The sequence below is a fragment of the Marinobacter adhaerens HP15 genome, assembly GCF_000166295.1.
Lineage (GTDB): Bacteria > Pseudomonadota > Gammaproteobacteria > Pseudomonadales > Oleiphilaceae > Marinobacter > Marinobacter adhaerens.
The window spans coordinates 902,776-922,244 of the sequence record NC_017506.1; the positions used below are offsets into that span (position 1 = coordinate 902,776).

Annotated in this window: 21 protein-coding genes; 12 read left to right on the forward strand and 9 right to left on the reverse strand. The window is 58.0% G+C overall.

What is annotated here, in order from left to right; translation table 11 throughout:
• The first annotated feature begins 124 nt into the window (after positions 1-124).
• The 3 genes from HP15_RS04445 (at position 125) to HP15_RS04455 (ending at position 2,197) form a co-directional block, all read left to right on the forward strand.
• Positions 125-520, forward strand: a complete 396-nt coding sequence (locus tag HP15_RS04445; RefSeq protein WP_014576375.1) for a hypothetical protein — start codon at positions 125-127, stop codon at positions 518-520.
• 47 nt (positions 521-567) lie between these two features.
• Positions 568-1,554 (forward strand): CobW family GTP-binding protein, encoded by a 987-nt coding sequence (locus HP15_RS04450; protein WP_014576376.1) that lies wholly within the window; start codon positions 568-570, stop codon positions 1,552-1,554.
• A gap of 103 nt (positions 1,555-1,657) precedes the next feature.
• Complete coding sequence (locus HP15_RS04455; protein WP_169702207.1) at positions 1,658-2,197, forward strand: class I SAM-dependent methyltransferase; 540 nt, start codon at positions 1,658-1,660, stop codon at positions 2,195-2,197.
• Here HP15_RS04455 and HP15_RS04460 read toward each other — a convergent pair.
• The 4 genes from HP15_RS04460 to HP15_RS04475 all read right to left on the reverse strand — a co-directional run bounded on the left by HP15_RS04460 (position 2,194) and on the right by HP15_RS04475 (position 6,244).
• A complete protein-coding gene (locus tag HP15_RS04460) occupies positions 2,194-3,144 on the reverse strand; it encodes a PA2778 family cysteine peptidase (protein ID WP_041645033.1) in 951 nt (316 codons plus the stop codon). The two genes, HP15_RS04455 and HP15_RS04460, sit on opposite strands and share 4 nt — an antisense overlap.
• 59 nt (positions 3,145-3,203) lie before the next feature.
• Positions 3,204-3,605, reverse strand: a complete 402-nt coding sequence (locus HP15_RS04465) for a PA2779 family protein (protein WP_041645035.1) — start codon at positions 3,603-3,605, stop codon at positions 3,204-3,206.
• Between the two features lie 106 nt (positions 3,606-3,711).
• Positions 3,712-4,776: a carboxysome shell carbonic anhydrase domain-containg protein gene (locus HP15_RS04470; RefSeq protein WP_014576380.1), complete on the reverse strand. Its 1,065-nt coding sequence runs from the start codon at positions 4,774-4,776 to the stop codon at positions 3,712-3,714.
• A gap of 19 nt (positions 4,777-4,795) precedes the next feature.
• Positions 4,796-6,244 carry a phospholipase D family protein gene (locus HP15_RS04475; protein WP_014576381.1) on the reverse strand — a complete coding sequence of 483 codons (1,449 nt, stop codon included), beginning with the start codon at positions 6,242-6,244 and terminating at the stop codon, positions 4,796-4,798.
• 159 nt (positions 6,245-6,403) lie between these two features.
• Here HP15_RS04475 and HP15_RS04480 point away from each other — a divergent pair, with 159 nt between their 5' ends.
• The 3 genes from HP15_RS04480 to HP15_RS04490 are packed head-to-tail and all read left to right on the forward strand — an operon-like array spanning position 6,404 to position 9,172.
• Entirely contained in the window at positions 6,404-8,056 is a 1,653-nt protein-coding gene (locus HP15_RS04480; RefSeq protein WP_014576382.1) for a serine/threonine-protein kinase, read from the forward strand.
• Positions 8,056-8,811: a protein phosphatase 2C domain-containing protein gene (locus HP15_RS04485; RefSeq protein ID WP_014576383.1), complete on the forward strand. Its 756-nt coding sequence runs from the start codon at positions 8,056-8,058 to the stop codon at positions 8,809-8,811. The genes HP15_RS04480 and HP15_RS04485 overlap by 1 nt, the downstream gene beginning before the upstream one ends.
• Before the next feature lie 10 nt (positions 8,812-8,821).
• Positions 8,822-9,172 carry an FHA domain-containing protein gene (locus HP15_RS04490; RefSeq protein WP_008175962.1) on the forward strand — a complete coding sequence of 117 codons (351 nt, stop codon included), beginning with the start codon at positions 8,822-8,824 and terminating at the stop codon, positions 9,170-9,172.
• Between the two features lie 21 nt (positions 9,173-9,193).
• Here HP15_RS04490 and HP15_RS04495 read toward each other — a convergent pair whose 3' ends face one another.
• The gene (locus HP15_RS04495) at positions 9,194-9,940 is read right to left on the reverse strand and encodes a glutamine amidotransferase (protein WP_041645039.1); all 747 of its coding nucleotides are present in this window, start codon (positions 9,938-9,940) and stop codon (positions 9,194-9,196) included.
• 37 nt (positions 9,941-9,977) lie between these two features.
• Entirely contained in the window at positions 9,978-10,703 is a 726-nt protein-coding gene (locus HP15_RS04500; protein ID WP_014576385.1) for a YebC/PmpR family DNA-binding transcriptional regulator, read from the reverse strand.
• Between the two features lie 204 nt (positions 10,704-10,907).
• On the opposite strand from HP15_RS04500, the gene HP15_RS04505 reads away from it, so the two are divergent.
• A complete protein-coding gene (locus tag HP15_RS04505; protein ID WP_227499702.1) occupies positions 10,908-11,525 on the forward strand; it encodes a tetratricopeptide repeat protein in 618 nt (205 codons plus the stop codon).
• Between the two features lie 173 nt (positions 11,526-11,698).
• Positions 11,699-12,151, forward strand: a complete 453-nt coding sequence (locus HP15_RS04510) for a hypothetical protein (protein WP_169702134.1) — start codon at positions 11,699-11,701, stop codon at positions 12,149-12,151.
• A gap of 86 nt (positions 12,152-12,237) precedes the next feature.
• Here HP15_RS04510 and HP15_RS04515 read toward each other — a convergent pair whose 3' ends face one another.
• The 3 genes from HP15_RS04515 to HP15_RS04525 form a co-directional block, all read right to left on the reverse strand.
• On the reverse strand, positions 12,238-13,038 hold the full coding sequence (locus HP15_RS04515) for an oxygen-binding di-iron domain-containing protein (protein WP_008175954.1): 801 nt from the start codon (positions 13,036-13,038) through the stop codon (positions 12,238-12,240).
• 147 nt (positions 13,039-13,185) lie between these two features.
• Entirely contained in the window at positions 13,186-13,614 is a 429-nt protein-coding gene (locus tag HP15_RS04520; RefSeq protein WP_008175952.1) for an SRPBCC family protein, read from the reverse strand.
• Positions 13,615-13,717: 103 nt separating this feature from the next.
• Positions 13,718-14,593: an AraC family transcriptional regulator gene (locus tag HP15_RS04525; RefSeq protein ID WP_008175950.1), complete on the reverse strand. Its 876-nt coding sequence runs from the start codon at positions 14,591-14,593 to the stop codon at positions 13,718-13,720.
• Positions 14,594-14,755: 162 nt separating this feature from the next.
• Here HP15_RS04525 and HP15_RS04530 point away from each other — a divergent pair, with 162 nt between their 5' ends.
• From HP15_RS04530 to HP15_RS04545, 4 genes are all read left to right on the forward strand, one after another.
• Positions 14,756-16,249 (forward strand): CoA-acylating methylmalonate-semialdehyde dehydrogenase, encoded by a 1,494-nt coding sequence (locus tag HP15_RS04530; protein WP_008175948.1) that lies wholly within the window; start codon positions 14,756-14,758, stop codon positions 16,247-16,249.
• A 93-nt stretch (positions 16,250-16,342) separates the two neighbouring features.
• On the forward strand, positions 16,343-17,509 hold the full coding sequence (locus tag HP15_RS04535; protein ID WP_014576391.1) for an acyl-CoA dehydrogenase family protein: 1,167 nt from the start codon (positions 16,343-16,345) through the stop codon (positions 17,507-17,509).
• Between the two features lie 62 nt (positions 17,510-17,571).
• Complete coding sequence (locus HP15_RS04540; RefSeq protein WP_014576392.1) at positions 17,572-18,351, forward strand: enoyl-CoA hydratase; 780 nt, start codon at positions 17,572-17,574, stop codon at positions 18,349-18,351.
• A gap of 33 nt (positions 18,352-18,384) precedes the next feature.
• Entirely contained in the window at positions 18,385-19,455 is a 1,071-nt protein-coding gene (locus HP15_RS04545; protein WP_014576393.1) for an enoyl-CoA hydratase/isomerase family protein, read from the forward strand.
• Positions 19,456-19,469 lie beyond the last annotated feature (14 nt).

Consider the following 19,469-nt stretch of genomic DNA (forward strand, 5'->3'; position numbering starts at 1 on the left):
GTTGCCAGTGAGAATGACGGGCATCATATCAGTCTGGAACCCCGGTCGCAGCAGGGGTGGTTCTTTCCGGGCGTCTCTGCCATTCTTTGCGCCTATCCTTAAAACCAACAAACCCTGAGCCGCCATGGAAAAGACACGCATCACCATTGTTGCCGTTACCTGCATTGCCCTGTTCTTCCTGACCAACTACCTGTTCCGGTATCTGATCGGATTTACCGGGTTGCTGGCCTCATTGGTCATTGCGGCACTGATTGCCGTCTACATGAGCTTCTCAATCGCACGGACCCTTGAGCGTTTGCCGATGCCGGAGGAGCGCTCACGGGCGCTATGGATCTATGGCGGTTTTCTGGGCGCCCTGTTCGTCGCCTTCGGGGCCTGGATGTTCCTGGATGCCGGCATGGATGCAGTCACACTCGCCACCCTGTTTGTTCACTATCTGCCCTATCCGGCACTTGCTCATGCCCTGCTATCAGACAAGGCCGTCGGACTGTTCCTGAAAGAGGATCGTTCCGGCGGATAAATTGTTATAGTATAACATTTGATTCCTAGAGGAGTGCCTCCGGCGCCATGGCTCAACCTATTCCTACCAGTCTGATACTTGGTTTTCTGGGTGTCGGTAAAACCACCGCCATTCTGGATCTTCTGAAAAGCAAACCGGAAAACGAGGTCTGGGCGGTTCTGGTCAACGAGTTCGGCGAGGTGGGCATCGATGGCGCCATGCTGAAGACCGAAGGCGCCTTCATCAAGGAAATACCCGGCGGCTGCATGTGCTGTGTTGCCGGCCTGCCGATGCAGATAGGGCTCAACCAGCTGATTCACAAGGCAAAGCCCGATCGTCTGTTGATTGAGCCGACGGGGCTCGGTCACCCCTCTCAGATTCTGGACACCCTGACCAGCGAGCACTATCAGGATGTGCTCGCCATGGGCCCTGTAATCTGCCTGGTGGACCCCCGAAGGCTCGAAGAACCGAAGGTGCTCGGCAATGTGCAGTTCCGGGATCAGGTGGCTGCGGCGGATATTCTCGTTGCCAACAAGACTGATCTTTGCACCCCGGAGCAACTGACTCATTTTGATGAGTGGGCCGCACAACTGGAACCCGCCAAGCGGGCGATTCACCACACGCGGTTCGGGCATCTGGCACCGGGCTGGCTGGACGGCCAATCGGATGCCCTGCCGGTGACCGATCCGGAAGCTCACCATCACCACCATCATAAGACTGCATCGCCGGCCCCCGCTATTGATGACGAGCCCTGGCAACAGATTACCAATCAGGGACAGGGGCATTTCAGTGTTGGCTGGCGCATACATCCGGAACTGATACTCGATGAGAACGCATTGCTGGTGATGGCCATGGACTCAGCCTTTGTGCGCTTCAAGGCTGTCGTTCAGACCGTGGACGGCTGGCGGGCGATCAATGTGGTTGATGGAGCCCTGACCGTTATTCAGGGTGAGCCGCAAGCCTACAGCCGGGCAGAGATCATAGCGTCCGATCAGATTGACGCCCGGGAACTCGATGCCCGCATGAGGGCGGCCGCGGGACTTGATCCGAGGTGAGGGTGTGAGTCATTGTCCGGTGTGCGAGCAGGGCAGTCTCTCGGATTTCCGTGTAGTGAAGGCCCAGCGTTACCTTCGATGTGATGTCTGCGAGGCGACGGTGATGGATGCGTCCTGCCGGTTATCGCCTGAGCAGGAGCGGGAAATTTACCAACTGCATGATAATGACCCGTCTGATCCGGGGTACCGGACATTTCTCTCGAAACTGACAGAACCTCTGCTTGAGCGCCTGCCATCGGGCGCCAGCGGCCTGGATTTCGGCTGCGGCCCCGGCCCTGCACTGGCGCAGATGCTTGAGGCGGAAGGCATGGCAGTCAGTCTCTACGATCCCTATTTTTATCCCTCAGCAGTGGCTCTCGATCAGACCTACGATTTCATAACCTGTACCGAAGTGGTAGAGCATCTTTACGCCCCCGCTGGCGTTTTCAGGGAACTCGACCGGATGCTGAAGCCCGGTGGTTGGCTGGGTGTGATGACCTGCTTCCAGACCGACGATGACCGGTTCGACAACTGGCATTATCGCCGTGACCCGACCCATGTGGTCTTCTACCGGGAATTCACCTTCAAGCTGCTCGCCAACCGGTTTGGCTGGCACCTGGAAATACCGAGAAAGGATGTGGCTCTGTTCCGGAAGCCAGCCTAGGGGGCTTCCCTTGGGCACTCGGGAAGTGCAGGACACTGTTCCGCGGATGTGGTGCCTTCTTGTTTGAGCAATTCTGATTCACCGAAGCGGACCGGTGTCAGTGCGGCGGCGCATCTCGCCGCCTGGGTCGCAATGTTTGTGCAGCCGCTCGCCTGCAGCGCGAAAGCGAGATTGTTCCAGCCTTCGGCGAATTTCGGAAAACGTTTCACCGCGCGCAAGAAATGCTCCTGTGCTTCGTCTTGGTGGCCCAACTGCCAGTCAAGGTTGCCTCTGGCCATAGTGGCCGTCGGTTGGTCCGGCCAGGTCGTCTCGGCTGTCTTATAGGCAATGCCGGCGGCTGTCGTTCGTCCGGTTGTTTCGAGGTCATGGGCGGATTGCAGAAAACGAAGCGGTGCTGCGGTAGCTGGAACCCGATCCGGCGGCAGAATAGTGACGGCCCAGTTGTCGGTCCGCCCCCAGGTATTTGTGAAAACCTCCAGATCGATCGCTTCACGCTTGCGGGTATCGGTGTGGAGTATCAGGTCTCGCTCGCCGGCGTCATAGCCGATGACGACCGCAAAGTGCCATTGGGGCCACCAGCCAAACCTCAGATTTTGCATAACCAGGACTGGATTGCCTGCTGCGATCTCGGTCAGGACACTTTCTAATCTACCGTCCAGCGGGTAAACCAACATGCCATGGGCGCGTGCGCCAGCGATCATTTCGACCTGAAGGGAGCCTTCCCGGCCCGGAATATAAACCAGCTCCTTGAGAATATCGGGATTGGATGAAAGGCCCTGGCTGTTCAGCATCATTGCCAGCGACGCAGGCCCGCACTGATACCTTTCCTGGGGGTAGAAAGGTACGTCGTCCAGCACAACCTTGTCGGGCAGCATGGCCTGGTAAGTTTCGGGCGCTGGCCATTTGGGAGCACTGGCGCAACCGGCCAGCAGGCTGACCAGTAACATCAGGATCAGCCTGCTGGATGTCGCTTCTAGAGAGGGAAAAATGACAGCCACTGATCCCGCTATCGAATGCAGTTCACGAACGGGAAGACATTCGTAGCACAGAGCATATCGGTGATAATGAATACCAGCAGGAACAACACAATGATGCCGACCACATCCTGCCCTGCAGGGGCCTCGGCGAGCTGACGTTCAAAATCCGCCAGTTCCGCGGGCGTGAGGTTCTGGATGCGTTCCTTGACCTGGTCCTGGCTGACCCCAAGGTCTGCCAACTTGGCCTGCACATCCTGTCTGTCGAGCATGCTGATCAGCTCCTGCCGGTCCAGCTGAACCTGTTGTTGCCCGATCATTTCGCCGGTTCCAACCATGCCGGCGGTAGCGGTGGCCGACCAGACGGAACCAAGAGCCATCATCATGGCCATAAAAAAGGAAACGTACCTCAAGTGCTTGCGAATGCCTGACATGGGTCACTCCTGTTCGTTGGCTACTTCCGGTGTAGCGGTTTGTTAGTCATCTTGCACTAACCGGACGATAAAACAGTCGGTTGCGTTCCCTCAACATACGAATCGTTCAGGATTCACAAACCTGCAGCTTTCGTTCCGGCCAATGGAGTATAGCCGAGCGTGCGACCATTCGGCTGGCGAGGTCTGGGTACGCCTGGCGGATAACGTTGGCACCGAACTCTGCCAGGAACGCCGATTTCAGTTCTGCCCGGGCCTTCTGGGTGCCCGGTTCCTGGTAGGGCGCGGAGCAGAGCAGCAGGAAACCATCATCCGGAACACGTCCATTATCCATGTTGCTCTTTATGATCCCGGCGGCCTGGCGGATGGGATGGGACAGATCCGGGCTGTAAGGGCCGATGATCAGGGCTACGTTGGGTGCGTGCAGGAAATCGAACCCCCTGCCAAGGCAGATGACCCACTCCCGGTGCTCTATGTTCAGTTCCCGGTCAAAACGCCGAATCTCGTTCACGTGCCGGATATTGCCCTCAACCAGTGGCAGCAGATCACGCTGAACCGGTTCCGGCATATCCGGACAAAGGGAGGCGATTTCGGAGGCCATATCGGCAAGTCGCGTTACAGGAACGGTAGACAGATCCAGCGTTCGCTCCTGGCTACCGTGCAGAACCAGTGCATCCTCGTCGCTCTCGAAACCACATACCAGGGGATAGACCGTTCGGTGGCCGTTTCCGAACAGCTTTTCCACCTGGCTCCGGATCTGGAACGCATGGCGCATGGCGGCCTCACGGTCGCAGTCAAAGCCGGCGCAGCCCCGTTCCCGTGAACCTTTTGAATAGTGGTAGGTAATGATGATCAGCACTCGTCGTCCCTGGGTTACGGCTTGCTGGACCGTGTCCGCCAGCATGTCGCCAAGGTAGGGCCAGCCCAGCTCAAAGATCCCGCCAAGGTTCCGGAACGGGTGAATGACACCAAGAGGCGTCTGGGTCACGTAGGGCAGGTGGATGCGGCCATCCATGCACTTCATGGCAATGATCTGGGTATTGTGCTCTGCCAGGTAGCGCTGCCTGGCCAAATGGTTTTCCGGGCTACAGAAGCTGGCCGAATGGGCTCGGCTGAGCTCCATCAGCCAGTCGATACGCTCTGCGATAGGGCGCGCATGCACGGGTGTTGTCATGGCTTTTGTCCTGTTCTGTTCAGAAGGTCGACAGGCCGGTCGCCTCCATAATCCGGTAGCGCCAATAGCGAAGTCTGGATTCGTCGGCCCAACGCTCGTAGGGCAGGCTCATCACCGGATCGTCGCCAGGGCCTTTTTGCCATTGCTCGTCAAAGAATCGCCGGGCTCCGCTCGCAACCTGTGACTGCTCCACCACCGATACCCAGACATCGGTCTCGAGATTCAGATCGTCGAGATTGCGCCGGGTAAAATTGGCCGAACCCAGGAGCAGTTCTGTTGCGCCGTTTTCTCTGGCCAACATCAACAGTTTAGTGTGGCATTGCTCACCCAGGGTATTACACCAACGTACCGGAACGCCTGCGCGAACCAGTTCCATGGCGACCTGCCTGTTGGGAATGCCACTCTTCTGGTGGCCGAAGGCCTCGTTGTTGGCATCAAGCAGAACTCGCAGTGCAACGCCCCGTCTGGCGGCGTCGACCAGGGCTGTGACAATATCGCGATGTGAGAGATAAAACATGGCCATGTCCAGCTGATCACCGGCCGAGGCCTCTTGAATCATGGACAGAGCCTGATCCCGGATTTCCGATTCGGTCAGCACTGCCACCAGGGGGATTTCGGATTTTTGCGGTTCTCCAGTGACTTCGGGAGCCATGCTGATTCGCTCATCAATGGGCGTGGTGTCCGCTCCCGACATGGCGAGAACCGCCCGCTCGCTTTTCAGCAGATCAAAGACCGCCGGCCCCGTGAAGCTAAGCCCCAGGTTGCTATGCCGGCTGCTGCCGTCGTGGGGGTTGGCCGAGGTAACGATGGCCCTCAAGGAGCCCGCCTCATCCGCGACCATAAGCTTGCGATGGTTGGCCTTGAAGTTCAGTAGGGCGAGATAACTTCGAAGGGTAACAGGCCTGGTGCCCAGGGCGTTGTCCAGCCAGCCTCCGTCGGGGTTGTTGCCGAACCACTGACAACACAGCCGCCAGATTGAAGACCAGGTGGGATTACTGTCCCGTAGCGGCCGGAGTGCCGTCTCCACAACCGGAATGCCACCATCGCGCAGGGCTTGAAACCAGGGTGACGTCGTGCCGCCATACATGGTGTTCAGGGGGTCGGAGATAACCGTGATGGATAGCTCCGGTTTCTCCGCTTTTCTCGCCAGCAGGGCCTCTGTGAGCTGTTGAACCAGAGGCCGGTGGGCTACATCCTCCGGCTTGGTGCTGTTGAACAGAAACATGTCAATGAGAATGAACTCGTTGGCTTGTCCCACAAGCCGGAACACCTCGTCGAAGATTTCATGGTCTCGCTCCTCACGGCCGTTCTGATAGTGACGGGTGACGTCTGTCAGCAGGACGGGTTCCTCCAATGGCACCGGGGTTCCACGATAGCTGATGCCTGGCGGCAGTGGCTTTTGGGTGTGGTAAAGGCCGATGCCGGCCAGGGTGAGCAACAGCAGGAGAATCAGTAACTTCAGTGTCATGTGTGTATTTCCATCATCCCTGAGGTAAACGACGGCATAACTATACGTGACCTCTCTCTCAGGTAAACAAACACTTACAAAAAACACCCCGGTCGTTGTATCGAAGTTCCGCCACGCTTTCTAAACTAGCCAGATCAACCATTTATAACAAAGTTGCCTGTGAACGCCATACTCTCTTTCATACCGCGCCTGTTCAGTCTGCGGGCCGTTATTCTCGTTCTGGCTGTTGTGTTTGCCCTCATGGGGGACCAGCTTGCCCTCGTTGGCTGGGCTGACCGTGCGCTATTCAGCATTCTCGGCGTGCCAGAGGGCGCGACCCCGGCCACGATTCTCCCGCAGGAGGCATTCGGGCCGGCTATGGCTGATCGGGGGCTTTCGGAACCACTCTGGTCCGACATGGCGGTGACCGCCGGGCTGGCAATTGCGGCACTGTATCTGGTGCTTGCAATTCCGGCGATGGGCGCGGCCGTTTCCCTGCCGGTCACTCTTTTGCTTGGTGGCTCGCTCGTGGTGATCCAGGCGGCTTTGATGTTCTACCGCAACGCCTGGGTGCCGTTTGGCGTGGTGCTCACGTTGCTGGTGGTCGGTTACGTGGTGATGCTGTTCTGGCTGCAGCCCCGCAAACACATCCGTGCACTGACAGATAATGTGCGGGATGCGCGGCTGAAGCTGGCCAAGGTATTTCTGCAACAAGGTCATACAGACGAGGCCCTCGAAGCGCTGGATCGCTGCCCCGACTGTGAAAGCGAGATCGAGCTGCGCTACGACGTCGCCATCCAGCAGGAGCGCAAGCGCCAGTACGACAAGGCGGTCAGCACCTACCGCAGTATTCAGGAGCGAAAGAAAGGTTTTCGGGATACCGCCGCGAGGCTGTCGGCATTGGAAAAGCTCGCGCCGGATAACTCGTTGATGCAGGGAGGGAGTTTCGACAATACCCGCACCCTGTTGATGCCCGAGCCCGCCGTTAGTCGCCCGACCCTCGGAAGGTACGAAATCGAGCGGGAGATTGGCCGAGGGGCCATGGGTGTGGTTTATCTGGGCAAGGATCCGAAGATTGCCCGTACCGTTGCCATCAAGACTCTCAGCTACCAGGCGTTTGATGATGGACAGCTTCAGGATCTCAAGGAGCGATTCTTCCGGGAGGCAGAAGCCGCTGGCCGTCTGAGCCACCCGGCTATCGTCACCGTGTATGACGTTGGCGAGGAGGCAGACCTCGCCTATATCGCCATGGACTATGCGAAAGGACGTCCGCTCAGTGAATTCGGCAGAACCGGACGGTTACTGCCCCTGCCCAGGGTTCTGGATATAGTTGCCCGCGTGGCGGACGCTCTGGCCTACGCTCACAGCCAGAAAATCGTCCACCGCGACATCAAGCCCGGGAATATCATCTTCAATCCCGACAATGGCGATATAAAGATCACCGATTTCGGCATTGCCAAGATCTCCGATGACTCGCGAACCCGCACCGGCGCGGTAATGGGCAGCCCATTGTATATGTCGCCGGAGCAGTTGAAGGGTCAGAAGGTAACCGGTGCCTCCGATATCTACAGCCTGGGCGTAACGCTTTATAAGCTGGTGAGCGGCGAAACACCCTATCAGGGCGATACCCTGGCCAACCTGACCTACCAGATTCTTAACAAGCGCCCACGCAGCGTCCGCGAGTTCAACGCGGATCTGCCAAACGGGGTGGTCCGCCTGATCAACAAGGCTATCCAGCGCGAGCCGGACAAGCGCTTTGCCAGTGCCGCCACCATGGCCGAGGCCGTGCGTCGTCTGGCCGTTCGTGAGGCTGGCCAGGAGGTGTCGTCCTGATGCGATATCACGTTGCCGGCCAGAGTCATCGCGGGGCCGTCCGGGAATCAAACCAGGATGTGGTGGACTGGCGGATCAATGATGCGGGTGACCAGGCGTTGTTGGTGGTTGCTGACGGTATGGGCGGTCACCAGGGAGGCGAGGTTGCCAGTCGCCTTGCGGTTGATGCCATCATCGAATCCCTTGAGCCTGAAATCGCCGATGCCTCGAGCGGCACCACGGATGCGGATATCCGGGGAAAACTGGATCGGGCCTTCAGGTTGGCCAATGAGCGCATAGTGAGCCGCCGTTCCGGGGATCCAAGACTTGAAAAAATGGGCACGACACTGGTGGTGGCCTGGTTGAGTGGCAATCAGGCGCATATTGCTCACATTGGCGATTCCCGTTGCTACAGCCTGCGTGGCAGCCAGGCGCTGTGTCTCACGCGGGACGATACCGTGGTCCAGAACATGCTGGAAGACGGCAGCATTACCAGGGCCGACGTGCCCAATGTGCCGTTCCGGAATGTCCTGACCAGGGCCGTGGGAACGGTGGAGCAGGCGGCCCCCAGTTATCGGCGTGAAACGCTTGATGAAGGAGATGTGCTGCTGCTGTGTTCCGATGGGTTAACTGATTCGGTTCCGGAATACCGGTGGCTTGAAATCCATAAGGAAAGTGACGGCATGGAGCGCACGGTTCAGGCAATGATTGATGCCGGCCTGGCAAACGAGGCGGGTGACAATGTGTCTGTGGTATTACTGACGTTGGAGTATTGAGGAAACTGACATGGCTTCGCTTTCGCAACTGGTGGATAACGTTGTTGTTAACACCTTTGAACTCGGGCAACCGGAAACGCGCATCGGTCGGCGCCCGGACAACGATATCCAGATTGATGAAATTTCTGTGAGCGGCCAGCACGCCCTGATAGAAGCGGTGCCCAATGCCTATCTGGAAGGTACGGTGGATTACTACATTACCGACAGCAACAGCACCAATGGCACTTTTGTGAACGAATTGCGGGTTGCTGACCGCCAGCGTCTCAACAGCAACGACATGGTGCGCATTGGCTGGAATGAGTTCCGTTTCATCGATGAAGAAGAGCAGGCAATGGAAAAAACCGCCTATATCCTCGACTGACCGTGACGGTTGGCCCGCGAATTACCGGAGCCGATCCTGAACAAATCTGCTGAAACGGGAAAGCAGCGAGGACGCATCCGGTGCTGGCTTCACGCCCGCGATCAGGGCCTCCGCATCAAGCCCCTCCCGTGTCAGGTCGGGCGCCTGGACCTTCAGGTAAGCGCTCATAATGGCGTCCGTGAACTCCGGATGGAACTGCACGCCCCAGGCGCAGGGACCAATTCTGAAAGCCTGATGAGGCTCGAACTGGTTGCGTCCCAGCAACACCGCTCCTTCAGGCAGGCGCAGCACGGACTGCCGGTGTGTCAGCTGGGCCGGAAATTTTTCCGGTAGCTCCCGGAACAGGATATCGGAAGCTGCCTCGGGAAGGAGTTCAACCTCGTGGGTGCCGGTTTCCCGGCCATTCGGATGGTAACCAGCTTCCCCGCCCAGCGCGTGGGCCAGTAACTGGTGGCCATAGCAGACACCAAGCACCGGCACTTCGCTTCTGACGGCTTTTACCAGCCAACGCCCCGCGTTCTCGCTCCACTCGGCCCGGTCGCTCACCATGGCAGGGGAGCCCGTCACCACGATGCCGTCCCAGTCTTCAGGATTCCCCGGCAGTTCACCGGCCTCGGCATTGGCAACGGTGATATCCAGCTCGTCTGACAACCCGCGCAGGAACCACTCGTCAAAATCGCCAAACCTTGCCCGAATGTCCGGGTAGGTGGTGCCTGTTTTAAGGACCACCACGCGCGCCTTGCGGTTTGTGGGAGCGTTCTGTTGCATGGTGCTATCTTCCTGCGCGGCCGGCGGCCCGGGTTGTTTACTGCTCTGGCAGTTCGGCGTTGTGGAACACGTTCTGCACGTCGTCCAGTTCGTTCAGCATGTCGAGGAATTTCTCGAACATGGGGATGTCGTCGCCTTCCACCATTGTGGTGGTTTTGGGCAGAAACTGGATTTCATCCACTTCAAAATCGATGTCTTCGATTGCGTCCACGAGTGCCTGGCGAGCCTTGGCGTATTCGGTGTTCGGTGTGAACACGGTAATCAGGCCATCTTCGTTCTCGATGTCGGTTACATCGACATCCGCTTCCATCAGCGCCTCGAGTACGGCCTCTTCATCCTCGCCCTTGAACGCAAAAATAGCGCTGTGGTCGAACATGTGAGACACGGCTCCGGGCGTGCCGATCTTGCACTTGGTCTTGGTGAAGGCCAGGCGCACGTCGCCAAAGGTGCGGTTCGGGTTATCGGTCAGGCAGTCCACGATCACCATGCAGTTGCCCGGTCCGTAGCCTTCGTAGCGAGCTGCAGCATAGTCTTCGCCGGCGCCACCCTTGGCCTTGTCGATGGCCTTTTCGATGACGTGCGAAGGCACCTGGTCTTTCTTGGCCCGCTCGATCAGTCCGCGCAGGGACAGGTTGGCCTGGGGATCGGGGCTTCCGGACTTGGCGCTCATGTAAATCTCGCGGCCATACTTGCTGTAGACCTTGGTTTTTGCCGCAGCCGTCTTGGCCATGGATTCTTTGCGGTTCTGGTAGGCTCTGCCCATCTGCGCTGCCTCTTGGTTCTCTGGAAAAGGCCGGATTTTACTCAACATTGCCGGTTTGGGACAGGCTTATTTGGCCCCTGTTCCGGGATGGTTTTCACGATCCGCCAATACCAAGGTGCCAGCAGGACAGCACTTTTGATGCACAGACCTATCGGCAAGCCACTGCTAGCGTGAGAGGACAACTGGCAGGCGTCGGGGAACAGAATGCAAAGACAAAGCGCAACGCAGACAATGGTTCGGATGCTGTTTCTGTGCCTGGTCTTTTCATGCTCGTTGGCGAGTGCCGGGGGTAACGAGAACGGCGATCAGGACCAGGTGGCACGGGACATGATCCGGGTTCTCAACGCTTATGTCGTCTACAAGATGGGGCAATATGAATCGGCCTTCGAGCAGTATCTGGAGCTGGCAGAGGAGGGCAGCCGCCAGGGCATGCTGAATGTGGCCAACATGTATGCCCAGGGGCAGGGCGTTGAACAAAACCAGGAGAAAGCCTTCCAGTGGTACCTGCGGGCAGCCGACAGCGGTGATTCCATCAGTATGGTCGAAGTGGCCATGGCCTATGAAGAGGGCAAGGGAACGGTCCTGGATAAAAACGAGGCACTCCGTTGGTATCGGCGAGCTGCGGGAGCGGGAAACAGTGATGCCCGCTGGCGGCTGGGGAAGAACTTGTATGAACAGGGGAGGATCGCTGAGGGGCTATGTTTGATCAGGATGTCTGCAACGAGCGGTCAACCCAGTGCGCAACAGTTTCTTGCCGGCCTTGCCGACAGCTTACCAGCGGCGCCAGGACGGCGTGAGTCGGATACCTGTCTGGAGAAATGAACAGAGGATGAATTTGTGTTCATGAAGGTCCGGAATTGATTTTGGTCAGATTTCTGACGGCATCTCCGGGAGTATTCTCAAACTATGGAGCTTCCGCCGTAGGGCGGATACCCCAGGTTTGATCAGCAGTTCCCGAAGCCGGGGATTTCCGGGCTGATAGTGGAGGTGCACTCATGAAATTGACAACTTTGTACTCAGCATCTTTGGCAGTGTGCCTGATGCTACCTCTGTCCTCTTCCTTTGCGCAGGATCAGGACCGGGACATGGACCAGACGAGGGATCGCCTGCAGACCCAAACGCAGGACCAGGAAATGGATCGTGACGGTTACCCCATCTCCGGCTACGGCATGATGTCAGAGCAGGAAAGGGCGCAGTTCCGGGAGCAAATGCGCTCAATGACGCCCGAGCAGCGGCAGGCATTCCGCCAGGAGCATCATCAGAGGATGGTCGAGCGTGCGCGCGCCCGTGGTGTTGATGTGGAAAATCTGCCACCGACGGCTGCTGGCCAGAAAAAGGGCCAGGGCAAGGGCATGATGAATGACGGCGAGAAAGGCATGATGAATGGCGGCGGAATGAACAAGTCGCAGGAATGGAAAAAGAACGGCGGAGGAGGCGGCAAGCAGTAGTTCCAGAAAATCGGATACTGGTAACTGCCTGACTGAAGGCATCGTTCTTAAAGTGGCAGCCTTATGGCTGCCACTTTTATTCCTAGCTACACGTAATCGACCGGGCGCCGGTAGTTTTCCTGGGTCATCAGGTCGATGCCACACTCCATATCGCTGACCCAGTTCAGGAAGCGATCAACCATCACCGGTCCTTCGAAGCGTTTGCCGTGCTGGGGCACAATCATCGAAACATCCATGTCGCGGACCATATTCGCCCAGAGTTGGCAAACCTTCCGGGAGGCAATGTAGCGCCGATGGAAGCCGATCATGCTCGGTATGTGCTTGTCGAAGTCCTTTACTGGCAGGTGATCGTCCTCGCCACCCATGGAGGCGCCCAGGTCGCCCGAGAACAGAATCTTCGAGACCGGATCATAGAACTGCAGGTTGCCGACCGAATGCATGAAGTGGGCTGGCAGACATTGCAGATAGGATTCCCCGAATTTCACATTGGCGCCGGCATCCGGAACGCTAACGATGCGGTCGTAGACGCTGCCGCTGAGCTGGTTGGTCACGTAGCTGGAAACCAGGTGCGGAAGGAACCGGGCCCAGAGTTTCGAAGTTACGATCTTCGCGCGGGTGTGAACGATCCAGCGGTCGATGGCGCCGATGATGTCCGGGTCCTGGTGAGAGGCGAACACGTAATCCATGTCGCGGATGTTCATGTAGCGCGATGCTGCTACCGACAGCGGGGTGTAGGTGAGGTCACCACCCGGGTCGATCAGTGCTTCATGTTTACCGTCGACAATCAGGAACTGGTTGGACTGGACGCCCTCTCCGGTTACCAGGGAATCGAACATCAGGCATTTGTGGTGTCCGTTATCGAACAGGACAATGGGTTCGGCTGCCATTTCGGTCTCCCGCAAAATACAGTTTGATCCGGCCGGAATGGCCGGATATTGCAAGCTGCGCGGAGATTACAAAATTGACAAAAGCCAACTCTTGCCTCAGGTCAATTCTCTGATATTCCTCAAGTAACGATTTGTTGTTGCCGTCTCTCAGGCCAGCTGTGGTACCCGTTTGATCCCGCGGCGAATACCCTGTTCAAGGGCGCTGCTGACGACCTTCCCGGTGAACGGTACGATGTCTTCGAAGGTGATGGTGTAGTTCACCCGGGTGTGACCTTCCGGTGTGTCCTCGAAACGGATTCTTCCCAGATGGTTGCGGATCGGGCTCATGCTGGTGATGGTGTATTCGATCAGTGAATCCGGCTCGAAGCTGGTCACCGTTTCTTCCAGACCGACCGGCCCGATGCCGATTTTGCGAACGGAGCCGATGCCGTTGGGATCAGCCTGATCGCTGTCCTTGATTCGTTTGACCGGTGCTCCCAGCAGTTTTCCGAAACGGTAATGGTCGGCGAACAGGGCGAAAACCCGTCGTCGGGGTACGTCAAAGGTTTCATCAATTTCAATGGTGTACATGGCCATGGGCTCACTCTTTTTGTCATTCGATGCCCCCAGCCTAACCCCTTGGCTCCTACAACAAAAGTCGTAGAAGGCGGCAGGTTTCAATCTGGCCCGGGTTGACCGTTCAGTGTCGGGCGGTATGCCGGTAGTCCCGGGGTGACTGACCCATTACCTTTTTGAAAAGCCGCGAAAAATAGTAAGCATCGTCATAGCCCAGGCGTCGGCTTATGTCTGCGAAGCTCAGGCTGCTGGTGTCCAGCATCTGGCAGGCGCGTTCCACCTTCAGGTGCAGGAAGTGCTGGATCGGGGAGGTGCCGGTCTGTTCCCGATAGCGGGTGGCAAAATGAGCCGGAGAGAGGCCGGCGAGATCGGCCAGTTGCTCCAGGCTGATACGCTCATCCAGATGCTCCCGCATATAATTGTGAATGGTTTCCAGTTCGGCCTGCCGCTCGTGCCCGGTTTCGTCGGCGTTGATCGGAACCGCAGCCAACAGTTGCCGAAGCCGGTTGGCCGCGTGGATCAGGCCGCGGGCCCGGAAACCGGTCTGTCGCACCGATAGCAGGCCATTGAAGTCAACCAGAAGCCGGGGTTGCCGGCCCAAATGACGAATCCGGGTCGGGCCGTCGAACCCCATGTAGTGTTGAAAATCCGCTGCCAGTGGTCCGGTGTAGTGCACCCAGTGAATGGTCCAGGGGTTGTCCGGATCGGCGGTATACCGATGGTTGGCACCGGCCGGCAGAAGCAGCAGATCGCCAGCCTCCACCGTGTAGGGCTCCCCGCCTACGTTCAGGAACGCACGGCCTTCCGTGCAGTAGATCAAAAGATTGTCGTGATGGTGTTCCCGATGCATGTGATGGCCGACGGCGCGCCGGTAGTGGCCGAACGCCAGCGGATAGAGATCCCGGGTAAGTGGATGGCTCGCGAGCAGTCGAATGATCGGCTCAGGCACCACGTAGCGAATGCTGTCTTTGGGCACCGGCCACTGTGAGGTTTGGGTCATTTCTGGTCTTGTTTGTTTGAGCTTTATCGAAAGATAGTCCATTACGGGCGAAATTTAGTCAATCACCCATTGGTCAATCCCGTGCTAGCCTTTGGGTAAACGTGGCAAGGAACCCTCAGGTTCCGGCCGGCTTCCCGCACAACAACAAACAGGGACATCAACATGAAAAATGTACCGTTGTATATTGCAGGTGAATTCATCCAGAGCCAGACCAAGGACTGGATTGAAGTTACCAACCCCGCCACCAACGAAGTGATCGCCAAGGCTCCGAACACGACTCATGCGGAAATGGAGCAGGCCATCAAGTATGCCGGTGAAGTATTCAAGACCTGGAAGGAAGTGCCGGTTTCCGAGCGCGCCCGGGTTATGCTCCGCTATCAGGCACTTCTGAAAAAACATCATGACGAGATTGCTGAAATCCTTTCGCAGGAAACCGGCAAAACGTTTGAAGACGCCAAAGGGGACGTCTGGCGCGGTATTGAAGTAGTTGAGCACGCTGGAAACGTCGCTTCTCTGATGATGGGCGAGACGGTTGAGAACGTTGCCCGTGAAGTGGATACCCACTCCTGGATCCAGCCGCTGGGTGTGTGCGCCGGTATCACGCCGTTCAACTTCCCGGCCATGATTCCGCTGTGGATGTTCCCAATGGCGATTGCCTGCGGTAACACCTTTATCCTCAAGCCTTCCGAGCAGGATCCGTTGACCCCCATGCGCCTTGCCGAGCTGTTTGAAGAAGCCGGTGCGCCCAAGGGCGTTCTGCAGGTGGTTCACGGTGGCAAGGAGCAGGTTGACGTGCTGCTGACTGATCCCGCCATCAAGGCCGTTTCTTTCGTAGGTTCTGTGCCTGTTGGCCGTTACATCTACGAGACCGGCACCCGCAACATGAAACGTGTACAGAGTTTCGCCGGTGCCAAGAACCACATGGTGATCCTGCCGGACGCTGACAAACAGCAAGTGATCAATGCCCTGGTTGGCGCCTCGGTTGGTGCTGCCGGCCAGCGCTGCATGGCAATTTCGGTCGCGGTCTTTGTGGGCGAAGCCCAGCAGTGGATTCCGGAGCTGAAAGAAGCCATGGCGAAAGTTCGTCCAGGCGCGTGGAACGATTCCGGTGCCAGCTATGGCCCGATCATCTCCGCGAAAGCGAAAGACCGTATCGAGTCCCTGATCGCGACCGGTGAAGCGCAGGGCGCTAACCTTCTGCTGGATGGTCGCGGCTGCACCGTAGACGGACTGCCCGATGGCAACTGGGTTGGCCCGACTCTGTTCTCCGGTGTTACCACCGAGATGGATATCTACAACGAGGAAATCTTCGGTCCCGTGCTCTCCTGCATGGAAACCGACACCCTCGGTGATGCCATCGAGCTGGTAAATAACAGCCCGTACGGCAACGGCGTCTCCATCTTTACCAGTTCCGGTGGTGCCGCGCGTCGCTTCCAGCATGAGATCGACGTAGGCCAGGTGGGCGTGAACATCCCCATTCCTGTGCCCCTGCCGTTCTTCTCGTTCACCGGCTGGAAGGGTTCCTTCTACGGTGACCAGCATGCCTACGGCAAGCAGGCGGTTCGCTTCTACACCGAAACCAAAACGGTTACCTCCCGCTGGTTCTCCAGTGAAGCGACCAGCTCGGAAGCCAACTTCTCTATCCAGTTGCGTTAATTGCGTTGAAGGTGGGGTATTTGGGCCGGAACCTGTTTCCGGCCCCTTGTTTTCCCCGCCCAATGCCAAGCCCTCTCTATCTGGAGCGTAACGATGGACTTTAACCTCACCGAAGATCAGCTGGCGTTTCGCGAGGCCGCGCGGGCGTTCGCGGAAAAATCCATGGCGCCCCACGCTGCGAAGTGGGACAACGAGCATATTTTCCCGGTTGATATGATGAAGGAAGCCGGCGAAATGGGCTTCATGGGTATGTACACCCCCGAAGCGCTTGGCGGTATGGGGCTGTCCCGGCTGGACACCTCGGTTATCGTGGAAGAGCTCGCTGCTGCGTGCCCTTCAACCGCCGCGTTTATCACCATCCACAACATGGCTACCTGGATGGTCGCCAGCTTTGCGTCGGATGATCTCAAGCAGGAAATCGTGCCTAAACTCGCCAGCGGCGAATGGCTCGCCTCCTACTGCCTGACCGAGCCGGGTGCCGGCTCAGACGCGGCCAGTCTTCGCACCAAGGCCGTGCGCGATGGCGACAGCTACGTAATCAACGGCAGTAAAGTATTCATTTCCGGCGCTGGGGCCACCGATATTCTGGTCTTGATGGCCCGAACCGGAGCGCCGGATTCCGGCTATAAAGGCATTTCCACCTTCGTGATTCCCGCAGATGCCGACGGCATTTCCTACGGCAAGAACGAAGAAAAAATGGGCTGGCACAGTCAGCCTACCCGGATGATCAGCCTGGAGAATGTCCGCATTCCGGCCAGCAACCGAGTTGGTGACGAGGGCGACGGGTTTGCCATCGCCATGAAGGGGCTCGATGGCGGGCGTCTGAATATCGCCACCTGTTCCCTTGGTGGTGCCCAAGCGGCTCTTCTCCGTGCCCGTAACTACATGCACGAGCGGGAACAGTTCGGTAAGCCGCTGGCGGCTTTCCAGGCTCTGCAGTTCAAGCTGGCCGACATGGCCACCAACCTGGTTGCCGCGAGGCAGATGGTTCGTCTGGGCGCGTTCAAGCTTGATAACGCCGATCCGGAAGCGACACTGCATTGTGCCATGGCCAAACGGTTCGCCACCGATGCCTGTTTCGAAGTGGTCAACGAGGCCCTGCAGCTTCACGGCGGTTATGGCTACATTCGTGAATACCCGCTTGAGCGCTATCTGCGTGACCTGCGTGTGCACCAGATCCTGGAAGGCACCAACGAAATCATGCGTCTGATTGTTGCCCGTCGCCTGCTCGATGACGGCGTGGCTGAGGCAATTCAATAAGCATAAAAATGGGGTCTGATGAAATCGTCATCCGACCCCATTTTCAGTATGAGGAATAGCAAATGAGTGACCTGATTCAGCTCGAAAAACGCGGACATATCGCGGTACTGACCATCAACAATCCACCGGCCAACACCTGGACCAAGGATTCCCTCATTGCCCTGACGAACATCGTCAAGGAACTGAACGAAGACCGGGACATCTTTGCCCTGGTAATGACCGGGCAGGGCGAGAAGTTCTATTCCGCCGGCGCCGATCTGAAAACCTTCGCCGATGGCGACAAGGCCCGGGCGAACGAGATGGGCCAGCTTTTTGGCGAGGCCTTCTCCACGCTGCAGCGGTTCCGCGGTGTTTCTATCGCGGCGGTGAACGGCTACGCCATGGGTGGCGGCCTGGAGTGCGCCATGGCCTGTGACATCCGCATTGCCGAAGAGCATGCCCAGATGGCACTGCCCGAAGCAGGCGTTGGCCTTTTGCCCTGTGCCGGCGGCACCCAGAACCTGCCCTGGCTGGTGGGTGAGGGCTGGGCCAAGCGGATGATTCTGTGCGGTGAGCGGGTAAAGGCCGATACGGCACTGCGAATTGGCCTCGTTGAGGAAGTGGTGCCGAGCGGACAGGGCCTTGATAAGGCGCTGGAGCTGGCGGAAATGGCGTGCCAGCAGAGCCCGTCGTCAACGGCTCGTTGCAAGACCCTGGTGATGAGCGCCCGCGATGGCCGCAGCCACGACGACGGCTGGCGCATGGAGCGGGAACTGTTTGTTGAGCTGTTCTCTACCGAAGACCAGAAAGAAGGCGTAAACGCGTTTCTCGAAAAGCGCAAGCCGGAATGGAAAAACCGCTGAAGCCGGCTTTGAAGGCTGGCTCAAGGACCTGTTATGAGTGATCAACCCATTATCTTCGAAGAATGGAAGACGGGCGATGGCGCGCTGATCGCCGTGGCCCGGCTGAATACGCCCAAAGCGCTGAACTCGCTGTCTCTGGAAATGATCCGGTTGCTGACTCCGCAACTGAAGCGTTGGGCGGAGGACCCCGTAATCCAGGCCGTCTGGCTGGAATCCGAGGGCGACAAGGCGTTCTGTGCCGGTGGCGACATCGTTGCCCTGTATCGCAGCATGACCGAGCCACAGGGTGCCAGTGAGGGTGAGGCATTCTTCACCGAGGAATATGAGCTGGATTACCTGATCCATACCTTCCCGAAACCGCTCGTTTGCTGGGGACACGGCATCGTAATGGGTGGCGGTATGGGCATTATGGAGGGCGCGTCTCACCGGGTGGTGACAGAAGGATCGAAGCTTGCCATGCCCGAGATCACCATCGGCCTCTACCCCGATGTTGCGGCGGGCTGGTTCCTGAACCGCACCCCCGGGCGCACCGGCTTGTTCCTGGGTCTGACCGGTGCTCGCCTGAACGGCGCTGACGCAATTTTCACTGGCCTTGCCGACCGCTTCATCCGGCATGATCTGAAGGCCGATGTTATTGCCGAGCTGTGCAAGCGTAACTGGCAGGGCGAAGATCCTCATGCAGTGGTCGGTAGTGTGTTGCGTCGATACGAGCGTGAGAGCGCCGACGCCATGCCGGAGTCGCCTGTTCGCACTCATTTCGATGAGATCAATCGGGTTACCGATGCTGACTCCCTGGAAGCGACCGTTAACCAATTGAAAGAACTGTCTGGTGGCGACGGCTGGGTGGCGAAAGCGACCCGCTCCCTGGCTGGTGCGTCACCCACATCCCTGGCTTTGGTCTGGCGGCACCTGCACGGCTGCAAACACGACAGCCTTAAAGAGGTGCTCGACAAGGAACTGGTGCTTTCCACCAAGTGCCTGACCAAGGGCGAGTTTGCCGAAGGCATCCGCGCGCTTCTGATCGACAAGGACCAGCAGCCCCGCTGGCGCTATGCGTCCCTTGCCGAAATGGACAGCGCCTGGATCGACGATTTTTTTAGCTGATCTATTACAAGAAC